This is a genomic window from Tepidimonas fonticaldi (assembly GCF_007556755.1).
In the GTDB taxonomy this organism is placed as follows: Bacteria; Pseudomonadota; Gammaproteobacteria; order Burkholderiales; family Burkholderiaceae_C; genus Tepidimonas; species Tepidimonas fonticaldi.
Genome location: NZ_VJOO01000039.1, coordinates 1 through 17,450, shown reverse-complemented (window position 1 = coordinate 17,450; position 17,450 = coordinate 1). Strand labels below are relative to the sequence as shown.

Below are 17,450 nucleotides of genomic sequence, written 5' to 3'. Positions count from 1 at the left end.
GTCCCGACCCCCATCCCCACCGCCCGCCCCGCCCAAGCCCGCGCCCCAATCGGGTTGGCGCCGGATGCTGTGGGGGGCGCTGACGGTCGTCTTGGGCACGGGGCTGGCCGCAGCGATGCTGGTCGCCCTTGGCCTGGCGATGGCCTACCCCAACCTGCCCGACGTCAGCGAGCTGACGGACTACCGCCCCAAGCTGCCGCTGCGCGTGTACGCGCGCGACGGCTCGCTGCTGGCCGAGTTTGGCGAGGAGCGGCGCAACCTCGTGCCGTTCGAGGACATCCCGCCGGTGATGATCAACGCGGTGCTGGCCATCGAGGACGCGCGCTTCTTCGAGCACAACGGCATCGACTACCGGGGCCTGCTGCGCGCGGCGCTGGCCAACCTGGGCGAAGCCAAGAGCCAGGGCGCCTCCACCATCACCATGCAGGTGGCGCGCAACGTCTATCTGTCCAGCGAAAAGAGCTACCTGCGCAAGATCTACGAGGTGCTGCTGACCTTCAAGCTCGAGCACCTGCTCACCAAGGAGCAGATCCTCGAGATCTACATGAACCAGATCTTTCTGGGCCACCGCTCGTACGGCTTTGCAGCGGCGGCGCACACGTATTTCGGCAAATCGCTCAAAGATCTGACCATCGCCGAAGCGGCCATGCTGGCCGGCCTGCCCAAGGCGCCGTCGGCGTATAACCCGATCAGCAACCCCAAGCGGGCCCGGGCGCGCCAGCTCTACATCATCGACCGGATGCTGGAAAACGGCTTCATCACCGCCGCCGAGGCCCAGGCTGCGCGCGAGGAGCCACTGCGCCTGCGCCGCTACGACGCCGAGCAGGCCATCCACGCCGAGTACATCGCCGAGATGGTGCGCCAAACCATCGTCGAGCGCTATGGCGAAGACGCCTACACCGCCGGCCTGAAGGTCCACACCACCATCGACCCGGCTCTGCAGCGCGCGGCCTGGCGCGCCGTGCGGCAGGGCGTTCTGGACTTCGAGCGGCGCCAGTTCTACCGTGGGCCGGAGCGCTTCATCGACCTGCCGGCCAACCCCGCCGCCCGCGAGGCGGCCATCGACGATGCGCTGACCGCCGTGCCGGATAACGAGCCGCTGCTGACCGCCGTGGTGCTGTCGGCCGACCCGCGCAAAGTGGTCGTGGTGCGCGGCGACGACACACCGATCGAGATCACCGGCGAGGGGCTGGAGTCGGTGCGCTCGGGCCTGAGCGACAACGCCCCGCCCCACTTGAAGCTGCGCCCCGGGGCCGTGGTGCGCATCGTCAAGGGCGCGCAGGGGTGGTATCTGACCCAGACCCCCGAGGTGGAGGCAGCCTTCGTCGCCGTCGATCCGCGCGACGGTGGCATCCGCGCGCTGGTCGGCGGCTTCGACTTCGAGCGCAACAAGTTCAACCGCGTCACGCAGTCGCAGCGCCAGCCGGGCTCCAGCTTCAAGCCCTTCATCTACTCGGCCGCTCTGGAAAAGGGCATCATGCCGCAGACGGTCGCCAACGACGCGCCGCTGTTCTTCCCGGCCAGCGTGACGGGCGGCAAGCCCTGGGAGCCCAAAAACTACGACGGACAGTACGAGGGGCCGATGACCATCCGCACGGCGCTGGCCAAGTCCAAGAACATGGTGTCGATCCATGTGCTGCGGGCCGTCGGCACCCAGTCGGCGCAGCAGTGGATCACCCGCTTTGGGCTGGACCCTGCCAAGCATCCGCCCTACCTGACCATGGCGCTGGGTGCGGGGGCCGTGACGCCGCTGGAAATGGCGGCCGGCTACGGCGTGTTCGCCAACGGGGGGCACTACCTGCCGCCGGTGCTGATCACCCGCATCACCGACCCCAAAGGCCGGGTGCTGCTGGAGGTGCCGCCGCAGGCCACGGACGAGGCCAACCGCACCCTGCCCGAGCGCAACGCCTTCCTGATGGGGCAGCTTCTCAACGAAATCACGCGCAGCGGCACCGCCGCGCGGGCGCAGGCGACGCTCAAGCGCCCGGATCTGTACGGCAAGACCGGCACCACCAACGACGCGCAGGATGCGTGGTTCGTGGGCTTTCACCCGACGCTGGCCGCGGCGGCTTGGCTGGGCTACGACACGCCGCGCAACCTGGGGCGGCGGGCCACGGGCGGGGCGCTGGCGCTGCCGATCTGGATCGACTTCATGGGCCAGGCCCTGCGCAACACGCCCGTGCACGAGCTCACCCCGCCCTCGGGCGTCGCGTTCGTGAACGGGGACTGGGTGTACGACGAGTATGCCGACGGCAGCTACGTCAAACGCCTGGGCTTTGGCGATGCGGCCAGCCTGCCCGCGGGCGAACCGCCCCCCGACGGCGGGGCCGACCCGCGCGAAAAGCGCAGCATCCTGGATCTGTTCCGGCAGTAAGCCACCGCCGCCAGGTCACGGGGCGGCGGATCACGGTACGAACGTCAGCGGCACACCCGCCTGCGCAGACGCTTCGCGCGAGAGGTGGGCAAAAAACTCCCCCGCGCCCTTGGTGTCCATCCAGTGTTGGCCGTCGAAGCGGTAGTGGTAGCCGCCAGAGCGCGATGCCATCCAAATCTCGTGCAGGGGCTTTTGCAGATTGATCACGATCTGGCTGCCGTTGCGGAAGGTCAGCGTGATCATGCCGCCCACGCGCTGGTTGTCGATGTCCGCATCGGTGGTTTCGTTCAGGCGGTCGCAGTTGAGCTCCACCGCCTTCAGGGCCGCCTCGGCCCGGTCCAGGTATTCGAGATCGGTCATCACTACAATCGCCCGCATGCAAAGAAGTCGGCGCATTGTAGGACCGCGTCTGGCCGCCTGGGCGGCCGTGCTGGCCATGACCCTGTCGGGATGTGGCCAGAAAGGCCCCTTGACGCTGCCCTCCGCCCCCCAGCCCCCCGCCGCCACGACCGATGCCCCGCGCTGAACCGACCCCACCCTACCTGCCCGGCGTCCCCCATTTTGCCTACCGCGACGGCGAGCTGTGGGTCGAAGGGCTGCGCGTCGCCGATCTGGCGCGCGAGCACGGCACGCCGCTCTTCGTGTACTCGGTGGCGGCCATGCGCGCGGCGATGGCCGCATACCAGCGCGGGCTGCAGGGGCGCGACGCGCTCATCTGCTATGCGATGAAGGCCAACTCCACGCTCGCAATCCTGGAGGTGTTCGCCCGGGCGGGCTGCGGCTTCGACATCGTCTCCGGCGGCGAGCTGGAGCGCGCCCTGCGCGCCGGGGCGGCGCCCGAGCGCATCGTCTTTTCGGGCGTGGGCAAGACCCGCGCCGAAATGCGCCGCGCGCTGCAGGTCGGCATCGGCTGCTTCAACGTCGAAAGCCGCGCCGAGCTGGACGTGCTGGACGCCGTGGCGCGCGAGCTGGGCGTGCGCGCGCCGGTCAGCCTGCGCGTCAACCCTGACGTGGACGCGCAGACCCACCCCTACATCTCCACCGGGCTCAAGGGCAACAAATTCGGCATTGCGCACGACGAGGCGCTGGACGCCTACCGCCACGCCGCCAGTCTGAGCGGCCTGTCGGTGGTGGGCATCGACTGCCACATCGGCTCGCAGATCACCAGCATCGGCCCTTACCTGGATGCGCTGGACCGCGTGCTCGACCTGGTCGAGGCGATCGAGGCCGCGGGCATCCCCCTGCACCACCTGGACCTGGGCGGCGGCCTGGGCATCGAATACCACGGCGAGCAGCCCCCCGCCGCGGATGCGCTGTGGCAGGCGATGCTGGCGCGCCTGGACGCGCGCGGACACGGCCGCCGGCGTCTGCTGCTGGAGCCAGGCCGCTCGCTCGTGGGCAACGCCGGCATCTGCGTCACCGAGGTGCTGTACACCAAACCCGGCGCGGCGAAGAACTTCCTCATCGTCGATGCGGCGATGAACGACCTGCCGCGCCCGGCCATGTACGAGGCTTACCACGCCATCGCGCCGGTGCGGCCGCGCCCCGACGCCCCGGCGGCGGTGTGGGACGTGGTCGGCCCGGTGTGCGAGAGCGGCGACTGGCTCGGGCGTGACCGGGAGCTTGCCGCGCAGCCGGGCGACTGGCTTGCGGTCGGCTCGGCCGGCGCCTACTGCATGAGCATGGCCAGCCACTACAACACGCGCGGCAAGGCCGCCGAGGTGCTGGTCAGCGGCGAGCGCGCGCAGCTCATCCGCGCGCGCGAAACGGTGGCCGACCTGTGGCGGCAGGAGCGCGCGCTCGCGCTCGACTGACCGCGGCGCGCAGCCGCCAACCCAGCAGCAGCGCCAGCAGCGCGCCGTACACCGCCACCTCGCCCCAGAGGCGCTTGCCGCTGCGCATCCAGAACCAGTGCAGCAGCACAAGCAGCGCCACCGCGTACACCAGCCGGTGCAGCGCGCGCCAACGCCGCGCGCCCAGCCACCGGATCGCGGCGTCGAACGAGGTCGCCGCCAGCGGCACCAGCAGCAGCACCGCCACCGCGCCGACGAGGATGAACGGCCGCTGCGCGACATCCCGCGCGATCGCGGCGAGGTCGCCGCCCTGATCCAGCCACGCGTACGCCAGCAGGTGCAGCAGCGCGTAGCCGAACGCCCACAGCCCCAAGCCGCGGCGCCAGCCGGCCAGCGCCGGCCAGCCGGTCAGCTGCCGCAGCGGCGTGACGAGCAGCGTCAGCCACAGCAGCCGCAGCGCCCACAGGCCCAGGCCCCGGATCAGCGCCTCGGCCGGGTTGGCGCCAAGGCGGTCGGCCAGCGCCAGCCCCCACAGCCACGCCGCCGGGGCCGCCAGCAGCAGCGAGGCCCAGGGCTTGGCCGCACGCAGCCAGCGGTCCACGTCAGTAAAAGCGCCGCAGGTCCATGCCGACGTACAGCCCCGCCACCTGCTCGGCGTAGCCGTTGAACGGCTGCGTCTTCAGGCGCGGCGCGAACAGCCCGCCCTGACCCAGCCGCCGCTCGGTGGCCTGGCTCCAGCGCGGGTGCGGCACGTCCGGGTTGACGTTGGCGTAGAAGCCATACTCGTGCGGCGCCGCCACGTTCCAGGCGGTGGCCGGCTGGCGCTCGACGAAGCGGATGCGCACGATGGACTTGGCGCTCTTGAAGCCGTACTTCCACGGCACCACCAGTCGCAACGGCGCGCCGTTCTGCGGCGGCAGCAGCTCGCCGTACAGGCCGAAGGCCAGCAGCGTCAGCGGATGGCGCGCCTCGTCCATCCGCAGCCCCTCGACGTAAGGCCAGAGCAGCACGCTGGAGCGCAGGCCGGGCATCGTCTCGCGGTCGGCCACGGAGTGGAACTCGACGAACTTGGCGCTGCCCAGCGGCCGCGCGTGCTCGATCAGCGCCGACAGCGCATAGCCGATCCATGGGATCACCATCGACCAGCCCTCGACGCAGCGCAGGCGGTAGACGCGCTCCTCCATCGGGGCGAGTTTCAGCAGATCGTCCAGATCCAGCGTCAGCGGCCGCGCCACCAGCCCGTCCACCTGCACCGCCCAGGGCCGCAGCCGCATGCGGTGCGCCAGCCGGGCGGGGTCTTCCTTGTCGGTGCCAAACTCGTAGAAGTTGTTGTAGCCGGTGACCAGCTCGTACGGCGTGGGCGCCTCGGGCGTGGGGGCACCGGCGACGGTGCTGGGCCGGGCGGCCAAAGGCGGGCGCTGCCCGGGCCGGCCAGCCGGGGCGGACGCCGTCGCCCAAGCGGCCGGCGCGAGCGCCGCCCCCGCTGCCCCCGCCGTCACCCAGCCCGCGCGCTGCAGCCATGCGCGGCGGTTTTCCACGACCGCCCGTGGCGTGATCTCGCTGGGCCGCGGCTGCATCGGGGCCACCCCTGCCGGATCAGAGCGCGCCGTAGCTGTGCAAACCGCTCAGGAACATGTTGACGCCCAGGAAGGCAAACGTCGTGATGCCCAGCCCCACCAGCGCCCACCACGCCGCCACCGTGCCGCGCAGCCCCTTCATCAGGCGCATGTGCAGCCAGGCGGCGTAGTTCAGCCAGACGATCAGCGCCCAGGTCTCCTTCGGGTCCCAGCTCCAGTAGCCGCCCCAGGCCTCGGCGGCCCACAGCGCGCCCAGCACCGTCGCGATGGTGAAGAAGGCAAAACCCACCGCGATCGCCTTGTACATCACGTCGTCGAGCACCTGCAGGCTCGGCAGCCGCTCGGCGATGCGCCGCCGCGCCGCCAAAATCCCGCCGACGATCAGTGCCGACACGCCGAAGTAGACGAACCAGTAGCTGCCGCCTTTGGCCGCGGCATCCTGCCGGAACACCAGCGGCTCGAAGCACAACACGATGCCCAGCAGCCACAGCGGGGCGAGCTTGACCCAGCTCGTCTCGCCGGCGCTCTGTTTGATCAAGTAGGCAAACGCCAGCATCGCCGCAATCGCAAACGTGCCGTAGCCGATGAAGTTGGCCGGTACATGCAGCTTCATCCACCAGCTCTGCAGGGCAGGCACCAGCGGCTGAATTTGGTGCGCCTCGCGCACCACCGTGTACCACAGCAAAAAGCCCACCGCGGCGCTGACGATCAGCATCGCGAACGCCCCCATGCTGCGCGTCTGGTAGCGGTCCTCGTAGTACAGGTAGTACGTCGCCGTCAGCCAGGCGAACAGCACGAACACCTCGTACAGGTTGCTGACCGGGATGTGACCGATGCCGGGGCCGATCTGGTGGCTTTCGTACCAGCGCACCATCGTGCCGACCAGCGCCAGCGTCACCGCCACCCAGGCGATGCGCGAGCCGAGCCGCTCGGCCGTCTCGCCCCCGCGCGGCGCCAGCAGCCCGATCCAGTAGAACACCGTGCTCATAAAGAACAGCACGCTCATCCACAGGATGGCCGACTGGCTGGACAGGAAATACTTCAGCAGGAACACCTGATCGGCGCGCGCCAGATCGGCACGGCCATCCGCCTGATAGAGCCCGATGGCCAGCAGCGCCAGCGCCGCCACCACCACGGTCAATGGCTGCACCGGGCGCCAAAACCACGCCAGCGCCACCAGGCTGGGCACCGCGCCGACCAGAATGGCCTTTTCGTAGCCATCCATCGCGTGGCCCCACTGCCACAGCGCCACCGCGGCACCGGCCACGGCCAGCAGCGCATACAGCCAGTCCCACACCGTGCGGCGGGCCAGCCAGCCGCGCGCGCCGCTGTCCGACGCGCTGCGCTTGTCGAGCTTGAGGTCGATGGTTTGGGAAGCGGACGTCATGTCGAACCCTTGGACGCGGGGGGATGCAGCAGGCCACGCAGGCCGTCGAACTCGCGGTCGTTGTCGAGCAGCTTGCGGTTGCTCGACAGCGCCATGGTCGCGCGGGCGCCGTCGCCGGCCGGGGCCAGCCACACCCACAGGCGCCGTTCGCGCACGTAGAGCATGGCAAAAACCCCGATGATCAGCAACAGACACCCCAAGTACACAATGGTCTTGCCCGGCGCGCGCGCGACCTGGAAGACGCTGGCCTGCACATGCTCGAAGTCCTTGAGCTGGAAGGTTAGCGGCGCGGGGTAGAAGAAGGCGTCGGACAGGCTCAACACCGCCTGCGTCATGAAGGCCGCGGTGGCGTCGCCGCGCTGCGCCGGCGGCAGGCCGGCCTGCTGGCGGCTGAGCTGATACAGCTCGAACAACGTGCCGTTCAGGATGCGCAGCAGCACCTCGCCGGCGCGCTCGCGCTCGGCCTCGGGAACGTTGACCTCCATGAAGGCCGACAGCGCCTGCAGCCCCCCCAGACGGGGCACGCCGTTGTGGGGCAGGCGTTCGATCTCCGGGTCCTCACCGGCGAACAGGTCGATCGCGCGCTGCGCCGACCCGGCGAGCGCCTGCACCACGGCAGGCGGCTGGTCGGGCGCCGCCAGCGCCACGTAACGCCGCACCGCCATCTGCCGCATCGCCGGATCGGCCAGCGCCGCGCGCAGCCGCGCAAAGCCGTCCAGGCCGTCGTTTTCGTCCACCGGCACGCGCAGGTAGCGGAACGGCTCCTGCGGCGTGTCGCGCACGCCCAGCAGAATCACGCGCTGGCCGTCCAGGTCGATCGGCAGCATGTAGTTGTGGAACTCGCGCGCCTGGCCCGCTTCGTCGCGCAGCTTGTAGGTGATGCTGGGGCCGACGTTGCGCAGCACGCGCTCGGTCACCGTCTTGTGGCCAGAGCCCAGCCGCGACTCGATCGCCTGGCGCAGGTCGACCTTGCGCACATCCACGCCGGCGGCGGCCGTGCCGCCAAAGTTCTCGACGTTGATGACGCGCAGCCCCGTGAACTCCAGCCGCAGCCGCTCGTCGCCATTGGTCAGCGCGGTCGCTTCGCCGATGCGGCCCTGCACCTCGAACGGCTTGACGCTCGCCCCCATGGGCACCGCGCGCAGTTTGACCAGCGAACCGCCGTCGTCGAAGCTGGACTGGTAGATCTGGATGCCCCGGTGCTCCACCGGGTGGTTGACCTCCACCCGCGCCGGGCGCGCCTCGCCCGTGTAGCGGTCGTGGATGACGATCTCGCTGGCAAACAGCCGCGGCATGCCGGTGTCGTAGTACTCGACGATGAACTTTTTCAGCTCCACGTCGAACGGCAGCTCCTGCAGGATCACCCCCTCGGGCTGGGGCAGCACGGCCACACCGGCGCGCGTGCCCTCGGTGACCAGCAGGTTACCGCGAAAGGTCGGGTTGGCGTCGCTCAGGCGGTGCTTGGCGGGCACGTCGGCGATCAGCCCGCCGCCCTGGAACGCCTCCTTGCCGCCAAACCAGAGCTGCGCCCGCACCATCAAATCCCCGTCGAACAGGCCGCCGATGCAAATGATGACGATGGCCGCGTGCGCCGCCAGGTAACCGATCTTGTTGGCCGCCCCCGTCTTGGCGGCCACCATCCAGCCGGTGCCGCTGGGGGTTTCGCGCGACTGCAGGCGCACCTTCCAGCCGCGCGCCAGCAGCCCCTGGCCAATGCGCTCGGCGGCCGCGCGCGGGGCCTCGGCCAAGGTCGCATCGGCCTTGTGGTGGAAGGCCTGCAGGCTTTGCTCGCGCACATGCTCTTTGTACTGGCGCAGGTCGGTCAGGATCTTGGGCGTGTTGCGCACGATGCACAGCGTCGTGCTCACCACCAAAAACGCCAGGATCAGCAAAAACCACCAGGCGCTGTAGACGGAGTACAGGTCCAGCGCCCCGAACACCTCGGACCAAAACGGCCCGAACTGGTTGACGTAGTTGTTGATCGGCTCGTGCTGCTTGAGCACGGTGCCCACGACCGACGCGATGCTGATGACCGTCAGCAACGCGATGGCAAAACGCATCGACGACAGCAGCTCGACCGCCGACGCGACGCGGCGGGACTGGAGTCGCAGCTCGATACCGGCGGTGGAAGCACTCATGCGGACGCGGGGCACAAAAAAGGCAGGCCGGGTGGGGGCCTGCCTCGACTGAGAGTTGGGGTCACGCGGAAGGTTCCACGCGGGGGCCGGCTGCCGGGTCGAATATTATCGAACGCTGATATTCTCCGGCGGCCGGCGGGGCCTTTGGACGGAACACGGCCGACCCGCCGATCAACGCAAACCGGCGATGTAGTCGGCCAGGGCCTTGATTTCGTTGTCCGTCAGGTAGCGCGCAATCTCGTGCATCTGCTTGTTGTTGGCGCGCTCGTTGGAGCGGAACGCCTTGAGCTGCGTGGCCGTGTACTCGGCGTGCTGGCCGCTCAGGCGGGGATACTCGGCCGGGATGCCGCTGCCGCTGGGGCCGTGGCAGCCCGCACAGGCCGGGATGCGGCGGTCGGTGATGCCCCCGCGGTAGATGCGCTCGCCCAGGCGCACCAGCTCGGCGCTGGTGGAAAACCCGGTCGCGCCCTTCTGGCTGGCCAGCCAGTAAGCGATGTCGCGCATGTCGTCGTCGGACAACTGGCTGGCAAAACCCACCATCACCGCATTGGCCCGCTTGCCCGACTTGTACTCGCGCAGCTGCTTCATCAGGTACTCCGGGTGCTGCTGCGCCAGCTTGGGGTTGGCCGCGGTCGTCGAGTTGCCATCCGCCGCGTGGCAGGCCACGCACACCTGCCCAAACAGTGTCGCGCCGCGCTTGAGGTCGGGCTGGGCGGTCTGTGCTTGGGCGGACCAGGACAGGGTGGCGGCGAGGGCGGCACCAATGAGCGTGACGATGGGTTTCATGGTGTGGTCGCTGTGTGGGCGCGTGAAAGTGCGGGCCGGGGCCGGCCCCGACGCATCGGAATAACCGCCAGATTCTACAATGGCCCCGAAACCGCCCTGTATGACGACGCCCACCCCCTCCCCCACGGCCGCGGCCCAGGCGCGCGCCTGGCTGCACACAGCCCGCTTTTTGACCGAAGCGCCGCAACTGCAGCACCTGCCCCCCCTGGCCGCGCCCGAGATCGCTTTCGTTGGCCGCTCCAACGCCGGCAAATCCACCTGCATCAACACCCTCGCGCAGCAGCGGCAACTGGCCTTCGCGTCGAAGATGCCGGGCCGCACGCAAAGCATCGTGCTCTTCGCCCTGGGCAAGCAGGGCGCCACCGACGCGGTGCTGGCGGACCTGCCCGGCTACGGCTACGCCGCCGTGCCGCAGGCCGCCAAGCGGCGCTGGCAACAGGTCATGGCCAACTACTTGGTCAGCCGGCCCAATCTGCGCGCGGTGGTGATGCTGTGCGACGCGCGGCTGGGCCTGACGGAGCTGGATGAGGCGCTGCTGGACATCATCCGCCCGCGCGTCGAGCAGGGGTTGGACTTTCTGGTGCTGCTGACCAAGGCGGACAAGCTCTCGCGGCAGGAGCAGGCCAAGGCGCTGTCGATTGCGCGACTGCAGACCGCTGGGGGCGATGCGATGCTGTTCTCCGCCCTCAAGCGCCAGGGCGTGGACGAGGTGGCCCTGCGGCTGTGGGACTGGTCGCATCCCGCGGCCGCGGCCTCAACCACCTGACTCCTGGCGCGGCGGGGCCCACCCCGGAGCCCGCGCCCATGATCGAAACCTTCTCGCTCCCGCTGCCGCACGGCATCACCCTGAGCGTGCGTGCCGCCGGCCAGACCGGCCGGCCCGTACTGCTGTTTTTGCACGGCTTCCCGGAAGCCGCCTTCGTCTGGGACGAGGCGCTGGTGCGGTTTGCCAAGCCAGAGCATGGCGGCTGGCGCTGCATCGCGCCCAATCTGCGCGGCTACGAGCGCTCCAGCGCCCCAGCCACGGCCGAGGCTTACCGGGCTCGTCACCTGATGCAGGACATCGCCGCGCTGATCGACGCCGTCACCGCTGCGGGCCCCACCCCCGGCCGCGTCGCCGCCGTGGTCGCCCACGACTGGGGCGGCGCTGTGGCGTGGAACCTGGCTGCGCTGCAACCACAGCGGCTGCAACGGCTGATCATCCTGAACTCGCCCCATCCGGGCGCGTTTTGGCGCGACCTGCGCCACTCCCCCGCACAACAGGCCGCCAGCGCCTACATGAACTTTCTGGCCCGGCCCGACGCGGCGCAACGCCTGTCGGCCAACGGCTATGCCCGGCTGTGGGCGTTCTTTCGGGGCATGTCGGACACCTCGGCCTGGCTGACGCCAGCCCTGCAGGCGCAGTACGAGGCCGTGTGGGCGATGGGGTTGCAAGGCGGGCTGAACTACTACGTCGCCTCGCCCTTGCGGCCACCCACTGCGGACGACCCCGGCGCGGCGGGGGTGGAGCTGCCCGATGAGCTGCTGCGCGTACGGGTGCCGACGCGGGTCGTCTGGGGCCTGCAGGACCAGGCCCTGCTGCCCGGCCTGCTGGACGGGCTGAGCGACTGGGTGCCGGACCTGCACATCGAACGGCTGCCGCAAGCCTCGCACTGGCTGCTGCACGAGCAACCGGCGCAGGTGCTGGCGTTGATCGGCGGGTTTCTGCCCTCACCCGAGGGGGCGGGGTGATTCGCGGGGTGATTTGTAGCGCGCGTAGCCCCACAGGTACTGCTCGGGGCAGCGGCGAATCAGCAGCTCCATCGCCCGGTTGATCTGGGCCGCCGCCTGCGCCGGGTCGGTGGCCAGCGGCTCGTCCATCGCCTGCGCCCACGGCTGCACATGCACCACATAGCCGCGGCCCCACGGCAGCCGTTGCCCCCACGCGAGCAGCACCTGCACCCCGGGCTGCTGCGCCAGCCGCGCCGCCAGCGTCATGGTGTAGGCCGGCCGGCCAAAAAACGGCGCCCACACGCCCAGCCCCTGCGGCGGCACCTGGTCGGGCAGCAGGCCCACGGCCTCGCCACGGCGCAGGGCCTGCATGAGCTGCCGCACCCCGGCCAGCGTCGTGGGTGCCGCGGCCATGCCCGGGCGCTGCCGCGCCTGCCGCAGCAGCGCATCCAACGCCGCGTGGCGCGAAGGCCGGTACAGCACGGTGATCGGCGCGGCGTGCGGCACGCCAAACCGCTCGGCATAGGCGCGCGGCGTGACCTCGAAGCACCCCAGGTGCGGCGTCAAAAACAGCACCCCGCGCCGCTGGGCCAGCGCCGCCTCGATGTGCGCCGCCCCCTCCCAACCGACGGGCACGGGCGGCCCAAACCACAGACGCGGCAGCTCCGCCACCTGCTGCCCGGCCGCCCCGATCGATGCCCAGCGCGCGCGCCCGCTCAAGCCAGCCTGCCGGGTGTGCGCCCACCACCGGCGGCGGTAGGTGGGCGACGCCAGCCACACCCCCCAGCCCGCGCACCAGCCCAGGGCGTGCAGGGCCAGGAGGGGCCAGCGGGACAGCACCGCGAACCAGGCCCTCACGGCGTGCTCCCCCACAGGCTGGACAGCGGCAGGGCCCACAGGCCGACCCCCATGGGCAGGGTTTCGGCCCCGTCATAAAGCAGCACGCCCATCCGAAACCGCTCCCCTGCCACCGTCCGCAGCTTGGTCAAGCCGCGCCAATCCCGCTCGCCCACGGTCGCCGCCGCCTTCACCTCCACGCCCACGACGTGGCCGGCGGCATCCTCGATCACCACATCCACTTCGACCTTGTCCGCGTCCCGGTAATACAGCAGCCGGTATTGCCCCTGCGCCACGCTGGCCAGCTTGAGCAATTCGGCAAAGACAAAGGTTTCCAGCACATGCCCGTACGGGACCCGGTCCCGCTGCACCGCTTCCGGGGTCAGATCCAGCAGCGCGGCCAGCAAGCCGGCGTCCGTGAACTGCAGCTTCGGCGTCTTGACGATCCGGCTCAGGCCATTGCGCGCCCACACATCCACCCGTCGCAGGAGGTAGAGCTGCTCGAACACGCCCAGGTAACGGGCCGCCGTCTTGCCGTCCAGGCCCACCTCGGCACCCAGGCGGGTGTGGTTGCACATTTGCCCCGCCATCTGCGCCAGCGCCCGCAAAAAGCGGGGCAATTGGTCCAGCTTGTCGATGCTGGCCACCTCGCGCACGTCGCGCTGCAGGATGGCCTGCAAATACTGCCGCGCCCATGCCGCGCGCCGGCGCGGTGTGGCACGCGCCACCGCCTCCGGATACCCGCCCCGCAGCACGCGCTCGGTCAAGTCGGCCCCCAGCGCCGGCCGGTCCGCCCGCAGCAGGCGGCCCGCAAACACTTGGTCGATCCAGTTGTCGGTGCGTCGCTCGATCTCCCCCTGCGCCAGCGGCAGCAGATGCAGGGTCTCCATACGGCCGGCGAGCGAATCCGCCACCGTGGGCAGCGCCATCAGGTTGGCAGACCCCGTCAGCACGAACCGGCCGGCGCGGCGGTCCTCATCCACGCTCTTCTTCAGGGCCAGCAGCAACTGCGGCGCACGCTGCACCTCGTCGATCACCGCACGATCCAAACCACGGACCAGGCCCACCGGGTCCTCCCGCGCCGAAAGCAGCGTCACGGCATCGTCCAGGGTCAGATACCGCAGACCCGCCCTCTGCGCAATCTGTCGCACCAGCGTGGTCTTGCCCGACTGGCGCGGACCGGCCAGCAGCACCACCGGCGTGTCTTGCATGGCCTCGATCAGGCGCGGCTCTACCCAACGAGGGTACAAAGCGGGCGGAAACATCGGGCGATGATATCGTAAAGATCGGATTGAATGGCCGAAAATTCCGGAATCGATGCGCATGGATTCCGGAGATTGCACCCGGCCCTCTACCCCCATACCCCGCCCGGATTCCCCGGCTCAGGCCGGCTTCGGCTACACTTCGCCCCATCGCCGAGTTACCGAACTACTTGCGGGCGATTCACAAATGCCGCTAAAGCGTTCGCCAACACGCCCGTTTGGGGCCGGCGAAACGCCGGCAACCCAACGACAGGAGTGTATAGCCATGGCGAACGACTTCCTCTTCACCAGCGAATCGGTGTCCGAAGGCCACCCGGACAAGGTGGCCGACCAGATCTCGGACGCCATCCTGGATGCGATTTTCGAGCAGGACCCGCGCAGCCGCGTGGCGGCCGAGACGCTGTGCAACACGGGGCTCGTCGTGCTGGCCGGCGAGATCACCACCAACGCGCACGTGGACTACATCCAGGTCGCGCGCAACACCATCAAGCGCATCGGCTACGACAACACCGAGTACGGCATCGACTACAAGGGCTGCGCGGTGCTGGTGGCCTACGACAAGCAGAGCAACGACATCGCGCAGGGCGTCGACCACGCCAGCGACGACTACCTCAACACCGGCGCCGGCGACCAGGGTCTGATGTTCGGCTACGCCTGCGACGAGACGCCCGAACTGATGCCGGCGCCGATCTACTACGCGCACCGCATCGTCGAGCGCCAGGCGCAGCTGCGCAAGGACGGGCGCCTGCCCTTCCTTCGCCCCGACGCCAAGAGCCAGATCACGATGCGCTACGTCGACGGCCGCCCGCACAGCATCGACACCGTGGTGCTGTCCAGCCAGCACAGCCCCGAGATGAGCGACGGCAAGCACATGAAGCCGGCGTTCATCGAGGCCTGCATCGAGGAGATCATCAAGCCCGTGTTGCCCAAGGAGTGGCTGCACAACACCCGCTACCTCATCAACCCGACGGGTCGCTTCGTCATCGGCGGCCCGCAGGGTGACTGCGGCCTGACCGGGCGCAAGATCATCGTCGACACCTACGGCGGCGCCTGCCCGCACGGCGGCGGCGCCTTCAGCGGCAAGGACCCGACCAAGGTCGACCGCTCCGCCGCCTACGCCGCGCGCTATGTGGCCAAGAACATCGTCGCCGCGGGGCTGGCGCGCCAGTGCCAGATCCAGGTCAGCTACGCCATCGGCGTGGCGCGGCCGATCAACGTCACCGTCTACACCGAGGGCACGGGCGTCATCCCGGACGAGCAGATCGCTCGCATTGTCAACGAGGTGTTCGACCTGCGGCCCAAGGGCATCATCCAGATGCTGGACCTGCTGCGCCCGATCTACGGCAAGACCGCCGCCTACGGCCACTTCGGCCGCGACGAGCCGGAATTCACCTGGGAGCGCACCGACAAGGTGGCGGTGTTGCGGGATTTGGCGGGGGTCAAATCACCTGCAAGGCCTTGAGGATCGGCAGCCGCTGCTCGTTGAAGCTCTGCGCCTGGGTGCTGAGTACAGCCAACGTGACGGCGCAGCCCTTCAGCGGCGGCGGTTGTGATTTTTCGGCCAAAACTGACGCTAGCGTTCCCCGTTGCCCCCTTCGCCGTTTTTGCACGAATGGCGGCGCCGTTCGTTGAACTCTTGTCGGTTGATCTCGCTCCAGCGCTGCAACCAGTAGGCCGCCATGGCCACCGGCAGCAACGTGGTGAGGATGATCACCAGTTGCCACCACGCCTCGCTGACGGGCTGTTTGTCAAATCCGCCGTAGTCCAGCGCGACTTCCATCAGGAGGATCAACACCGAGCCAGCGAGACAGCGGTTGTGGAATCGGGTTTTCACCATCAAGCCCATTGCCGCACGGCACTTGTCCGAAAAGCTGCACGACACGACACGCTTTTACGCTCAGGCCGCCGTGATCGAAGCCCTGCTTCGCGTCGTCTCTCCCAGCACTCGCTGGGGCGAACGGCTGGCTGAATTGTTGGCGCAACATCCGAAGGTGCGCCTGGATCGGCTGGGTTTCCCACAAGGCTGGCTGGAGCGCGCGTTCTGGCAACGGTAGCGTTCACCGCACCCAGGCCTGACCGCCGGCGCACCGCGCGGCGTATCCTCTGCGGCTTTTGGTTTGGAAAGAGGAGCTGGGATGGGGATGGCGTTAGGTCTGCTGACCTTGGCCGTCGGCTTCGTGCTGGGCCGCTTGAGCGTGCGCCGCTACCGGCGGGATCGCATTGCCTGGGCGCAGCGGCGCTTGCAGTTGCAGGTGCTGTCACTTGAACTCAAGAGCCTGCACTGCAAGGTGGTGTCTGCCCAAGGCCGGCGCACGCCCCCGGCTCAGCGGCGCTTAGTGCGCACGCGGCCGACGCTGCAGAGGTGGCAAAAGCGGCTGATTGCCTGGCTGCGTCTCCACTTTCCGTGGCTGACCCGCTTCATGCGATTTTCGCCTGGCGCCTATATTCGCTGGCTGCAAGCCGGGGCGCGGCGACGGCACGCGATGAAGATCGCCGAAGGCAAAGCGCGGGGCCGGCCGCCAACACCGCCGTTCATTGTGGATGCCATCGTCGCCATCAAGCGCGACCACCCGCGCTACAGCGCCGGGCACATTGCCCGCATGATTTCGGGTGGGGAGCTGAAGTTTCGCATCAGCAAAAAGACCGTGGCGCAGATCCTCAAGGCCCACGGCTTCAAGCCCAGCCCGAAGGGCAAGCGCCCGCCGCGCGAGGAAGAACCTGGCTGGGTGGCGACGCTCTACAACCAGCACGTCATGGCCATCGATTTCAAGAGCGCATCCGACTTGGCCGGCAACACCCTGGCCGTGCTCAACCTCATCGATCATGGCCGCCGTGTGCTGCACTGGTCTCGGGCCACCTACCATCCCACAGCCGAATGGGTGGCCCAGCAGCTGCGCAATGCGTTCATGGATATGGATGCGCTGCCCGAGGCCATCGTGATGGACAGAGACAGCATCTTCCTGCCCATCGTCAAGCAGACGCTGCCGGCCATGGGCATCAAGACCATCCGCATCGGCTACAAGTGCCCCTGGCAAAACGCGGTGGTCGAGCGCTTTCATCGCACGCTGCAAGACGAGCTTCTGCGCGATGTTCAGCCCATTCACGACCGGCATCTGAACCGGTTGCTCACGCAGTTCCGGCAGTACTACAACACCGCCCGCCCGCACATGGCTTGTGGCGTGGAGCCGCCGATCCTGCCGGATATGACCAACCACCCTGCGGTCAACGATCCGGACTTCTTCAAAACGCCAAAAAAGCTCGTGCGCCAGAAGTGGCTGGGCGGCCTGCACTCGAGCTATCGCTGGGCAGCGTAGTTCTCGACTGACAAGTTTGCGAGTCACGGTCATCGGTGCCGGCAGCCGAGGCCCCGTCACGCCTGAAATTCCGACATCCACCAATCCTGAGCACACCTTCACCCTACGGGAAGGTCTGACTGTGCTTGCCGGGAACAAATACAGGTGTCGTGTCCCGGATGATTGGTTAATTGGTTCACGCCGTGGTTTACTCTTGGCCCGAGAGGTCATGCTGGAGCTGAAACGATGCATCTGAGGCTGCACAAGAACGCCACCACGACACCCAGGATCCG

18 protein-coding genes are annotated in these 17,450 nt (G+C 68.9%); 8 read left to right on the top strand and 10 right to left on the bottom strand.

Annotated features, from left to right (window positions below; genetic code table 11):
• The coding region (locus Tfont_RS13140) for a penicillin-binding protein 1A (RefSeq protein ID WP_390612485.1) at positions 1-2,374 on the top strand (2,374 nt) is incomplete at its 5' end.
• 30 nt (positions 2,375-2,404) lie between these two features.
• Here Tfont_RS13140 and cyaY read toward each other — a convergent pair.
• Entirely contained in the window at positions 2,405-2,734 is a 330-nt protein-coding gene (gene cyaY / locus Tfont_RS13135; RefSeq protein ID WP_068606134.1) for an iron donor protein CyaY, read from the bottom strand.
• Positions 2,735-2,750: 16 nt separating this feature from the next.
• On the opposite strand from cyaY, the gene lptM reads away from it, so the two are divergent.
• Both lptM and lysA read left to right on the top strand, forming a co-directional pair.
• A complete protein-coding gene (gene lptM, locus Tfont_RS13130; RefSeq protein ID WP_143969773.1) occupies positions 2,751-2,900 on the top strand; it encodes an LPS translocon maturation chaperone LptM in 150 nt (49 codons plus the stop codon).
• Entirely contained in the window at positions 2,887-4,188 is a 1,302-nt protein-coding gene (gene lysA, locus Tfont_RS13125; protein ID WP_143969772.1) for a diaminopimelate decarboxylase, read from the top strand. The genes lptM and lysA overlap by 14 nt, the downstream gene beginning before the upstream one ends.
• On the opposite strand, the gene Tfont_RS13120 is transcribed toward lysA, so the two are convergent.
• The 5 genes from Tfont_RS13120 to Tfont_RS13100 all read right to left on the bottom strand — a co-directional run bounded on the left by Tfont_RS13120 (position 4,124) and on the right by Tfont_RS13100 (position 10,055).
• Positions 4,124-4,768 carry a protein-methionine-sulfoxide reductase heme-binding subunit MsrQ gene (locus Tfont_RS13120; protein WP_143969771.1) on the bottom strand — a complete coding sequence of 215 codons (645 nt, stop codon included), beginning with the start codon at positions 4,766-4,768 and terminating at the stop codon, positions 4,124-4,126. The two genes, lysA and Tfont_RS13120, sit on opposite strands and share 65 nt — an antisense overlap.
• 1 nt (position 4,769) lies before the next feature.
• On the bottom strand, positions 4,770-5,744 hold the full coding sequence (gene msrP / locus Tfont_RS13115) for a protein-methionine-sulfoxide reductase catalytic subunit MsrP (RefSeq protein ID WP_143969770.1): 975 nt from the start codon (positions 5,742-5,744) through the stop codon (positions 4,770-4,772).
• A gap of 19 nt (positions 5,745-5,763) precedes the next feature.
• The gene (gene ccsB / locus Tfont_RS13110) at positions 5,764-7,131 is read right to left on the bottom strand and encodes a c-type cytochrome biogenesis protein CcsB (protein ID WP_143969769.1); all 1,368 of its coding nucleotides are present in this window, start codon (positions 7,129-7,131) and stop codon (positions 5,764-5,766) included.
• Positions 7,128-9,269 (bottom strand): cytochrome c biogenesis protein ResB, encoded by a 2,142-nt coding sequence (locus Tfont_RS13105; protein WP_143969768.1) that lies wholly within the window; start codon positions 9,267-9,269, stop codon positions 7,128-7,130. Before Tfont_RS13105 ends, ccsB begins: the two co-directional genes overlap by 4 nt.
• Before the next feature lie 171 nt (positions 9,270-9,440).
• Positions 9,441-10,055 carry a c-type cytochrome gene (locus tag Tfont_RS13100; protein WP_068606122.1) on the bottom strand — a complete coding sequence of 205 codons (615 nt, stop codon included), beginning with the start codon at positions 10,053-10,055 and terminating at the stop codon, positions 9,441-9,443.
• Positions 10,056-10,155: 100 nt separating this feature from the next.
• On the opposite strand from Tfont_RS13100, the gene yihA reads away from it, so the two are divergent.
• Both yihA and Tfont_RS13090 read left to right on the top strand, forming a co-directional pair.
• Entirely contained in the window at positions 10,156-10,821 is a 666-nt protein-coding gene (yihA, locus tag Tfont_RS13095) for a ribosome biogenesis GTP-binding protein YihA/YsxC (RefSeq protein WP_143969767.1), read from the top strand.
• Positions 10,822-10,859: 38 nt separating this feature from the next.
• Entirely contained in the window at positions 10,860-11,786 is a 927-nt protein-coding gene (locus tag Tfont_RS13090; RefSeq protein WP_143969766.1) for an alpha/beta fold hydrolase, read from the top strand.
• On the opposite strand, the gene Tfont_RS13085 is transcribed toward Tfont_RS13090, so the two are convergent.
• Positions 11,766-12,623 carry a lysophospholipid acyltransferase family protein gene (locus Tfont_RS13085; RefSeq protein ID WP_143969765.1) on the bottom strand — a complete coding sequence of 286 codons (858 nt, stop codon included), beginning with the start codon at positions 12,621-12,623 and terminating at the stop codon, positions 11,766-11,768. The genes Tfont_RS13090 and Tfont_RS13085 overlap by 21 nt on opposite strands.
• Positions 12,620-13,867, bottom strand: a complete 1,248-nt coding sequence (locus Tfont_RS13080) for an ATP-binding protein (protein ID WP_143969764.1) — start codon at positions 13,865-13,867, stop codon at positions 12,620-12,622. The genes Tfont_RS13085 and Tfont_RS13080 overlap by 4 nt, the downstream gene beginning before the upstream one ends.
• Positions 13,868-14,129: 262 nt before the next feature.
• On the opposite strand from Tfont_RS13080, the gene metK reads away from it, so the two are divergent.
• Complete coding sequence (metK, locus tag Tfont_RS13075; protein WP_143969763.1) at positions 14,130-15,326, top strand: methionine adenosyltransferase; 1,197 nt, start codon at positions 14,130-14,132, stop codon at positions 15,324-15,326.
• Here metK and Tfont_RS14885 read toward each other — a convergent pair.
• Positions 15,304-15,429 (bottom strand): hypothetical protein, encoded by a 126-nt coding sequence (locus Tfont_RS14885; RefSeq protein ID WP_260682393.1) that lies wholly within the window; start codon positions 15,427-15,429, stop codon positions 15,304-15,306. The genes metK and Tfont_RS14885 overlap by 23 nt on opposite strands.
• 8 nt (positions 15,430-15,437) lie before the next feature.
• Positions 15,438-15,701, bottom strand: coding sequence for a hypothetical protein (locus Tfont_RS13070; protein WP_143969762.1), 264 nt, complete (start codon positions 15,699-15,701; stop codon positions 15,438-15,440).
• Between the two features lie 22 nt (positions 15,702-15,723).
• Between Tfont_RS13070 and Tfont_RS13065 the strand changes: the two genes are divergently transcribed.
• The gene (locus Tfont_RS13065) at positions 15,724-15,918 is read left to right on the top strand and encodes a hypothetical protein (protein WP_143969761.1); all 195 of its coding nucleotides are present in this window, start codon (positions 15,724-15,726) and stop codon (positions 15,916-15,918) included.
• A gap of 81 nt (positions 15,919-15,999) precedes the next feature.
• Positions 16,000-17,178, top strand: a complete 1,179-nt coding sequence (locus Tfont_RS13060; RefSeq protein ID WP_143969760.1) for an integrase core domain-containing protein — start codon at positions 16,000-16,002, stop codon at positions 17,176-17,178.
• The last annotated feature ends 272 nt before the right edge of the window (positions 17,179-17,450 follow it).

Coding starts and splice junctions, on each gene's coding strand:
- cyaY (WP_068606134.1), bottom strand. CDS start 2,734: ATGACCGATCTCGAATACCTGGACCGGGCCGAGGCGGCCCTGAAGGCG.
- lptM (WP_143969773.1), top strand. CDS start 2,751: ATGCAAAGAAGTCGGCGCATTGTAGGACCGCGTCTGGCCGCCTGGGCG.
- lysA (WP_143969772.1), top strand. CDS start 2,887: ATGCCCCGCGCTGAACCGACCCCACCCTACCTGCCCGGCGTCCCCCAT.
- msrP (WP_143969770.1), bottom strand. CDS start 5,744: ATGCAGCCGCGGCCCAGCGAGATCACGCCACGGGCGGTCGTGGAAAAC.
- ccsB (WP_143969769.1), bottom strand. CDS start 7,131: ATGACGTCCGCTTCCCAAACCATCGACCTCAAGCTCGACAAGCGCAGC.
- Tfont_RS13105 (WP_143969768.1), bottom strand. CDS start 9,269: ATGAGTGCTTCCACCGCCGGTATCGAGCTGCGACTCCAGTCCCGCCGC.
- Tfont_RS13100 (WP_068606122.1), bottom strand. CDS start 10,055: ATGAAACCCATCGTCACGCTCATTGGTGCCGCCCTCGCCGCCACCCTG.
- yihA (WP_143969767.1), top strand. CDS start 10,156: ATGACGACGCCCACCCCCTCCCCCACGGCCGCGGCCCAGGCGCGCGCC.
- Tfont_RS13090 (WP_143969766.1), top strand. CDS start 10,860: ATGATCGAAACCTTCTCGCTCCCGCTGCCGCACGGCATCACCCTGAGC.
- Tfont_RS13080 (WP_143969764.1), bottom strand. CDS start 13,867: ATGTTTCCGCCCGCTTTGTACCCTCGTTGGGTAGAGCCGCGCCTGATC.
- metK (WP_143969763.1), top strand. CDS start 14,130: ATGGCGAACGACTTCCTCTTCACCAGCGAATCGGTGTCCGAAGGCCAC.
- Tfont_RS13070 (WP_143969762.1), bottom strand. CDS start 15,701: ATGGTGAAAACCCGATTCCACAACCGCTGTCTCGCTGGCTCGGTGTTG.
- Tfont_RS13060 (WP_143969760.1), top strand. CDS start 16,000: ATGGGGATGGCGTTAGGTCTGCTGACCTTGGCCGTCGGCTTCGTGCTG.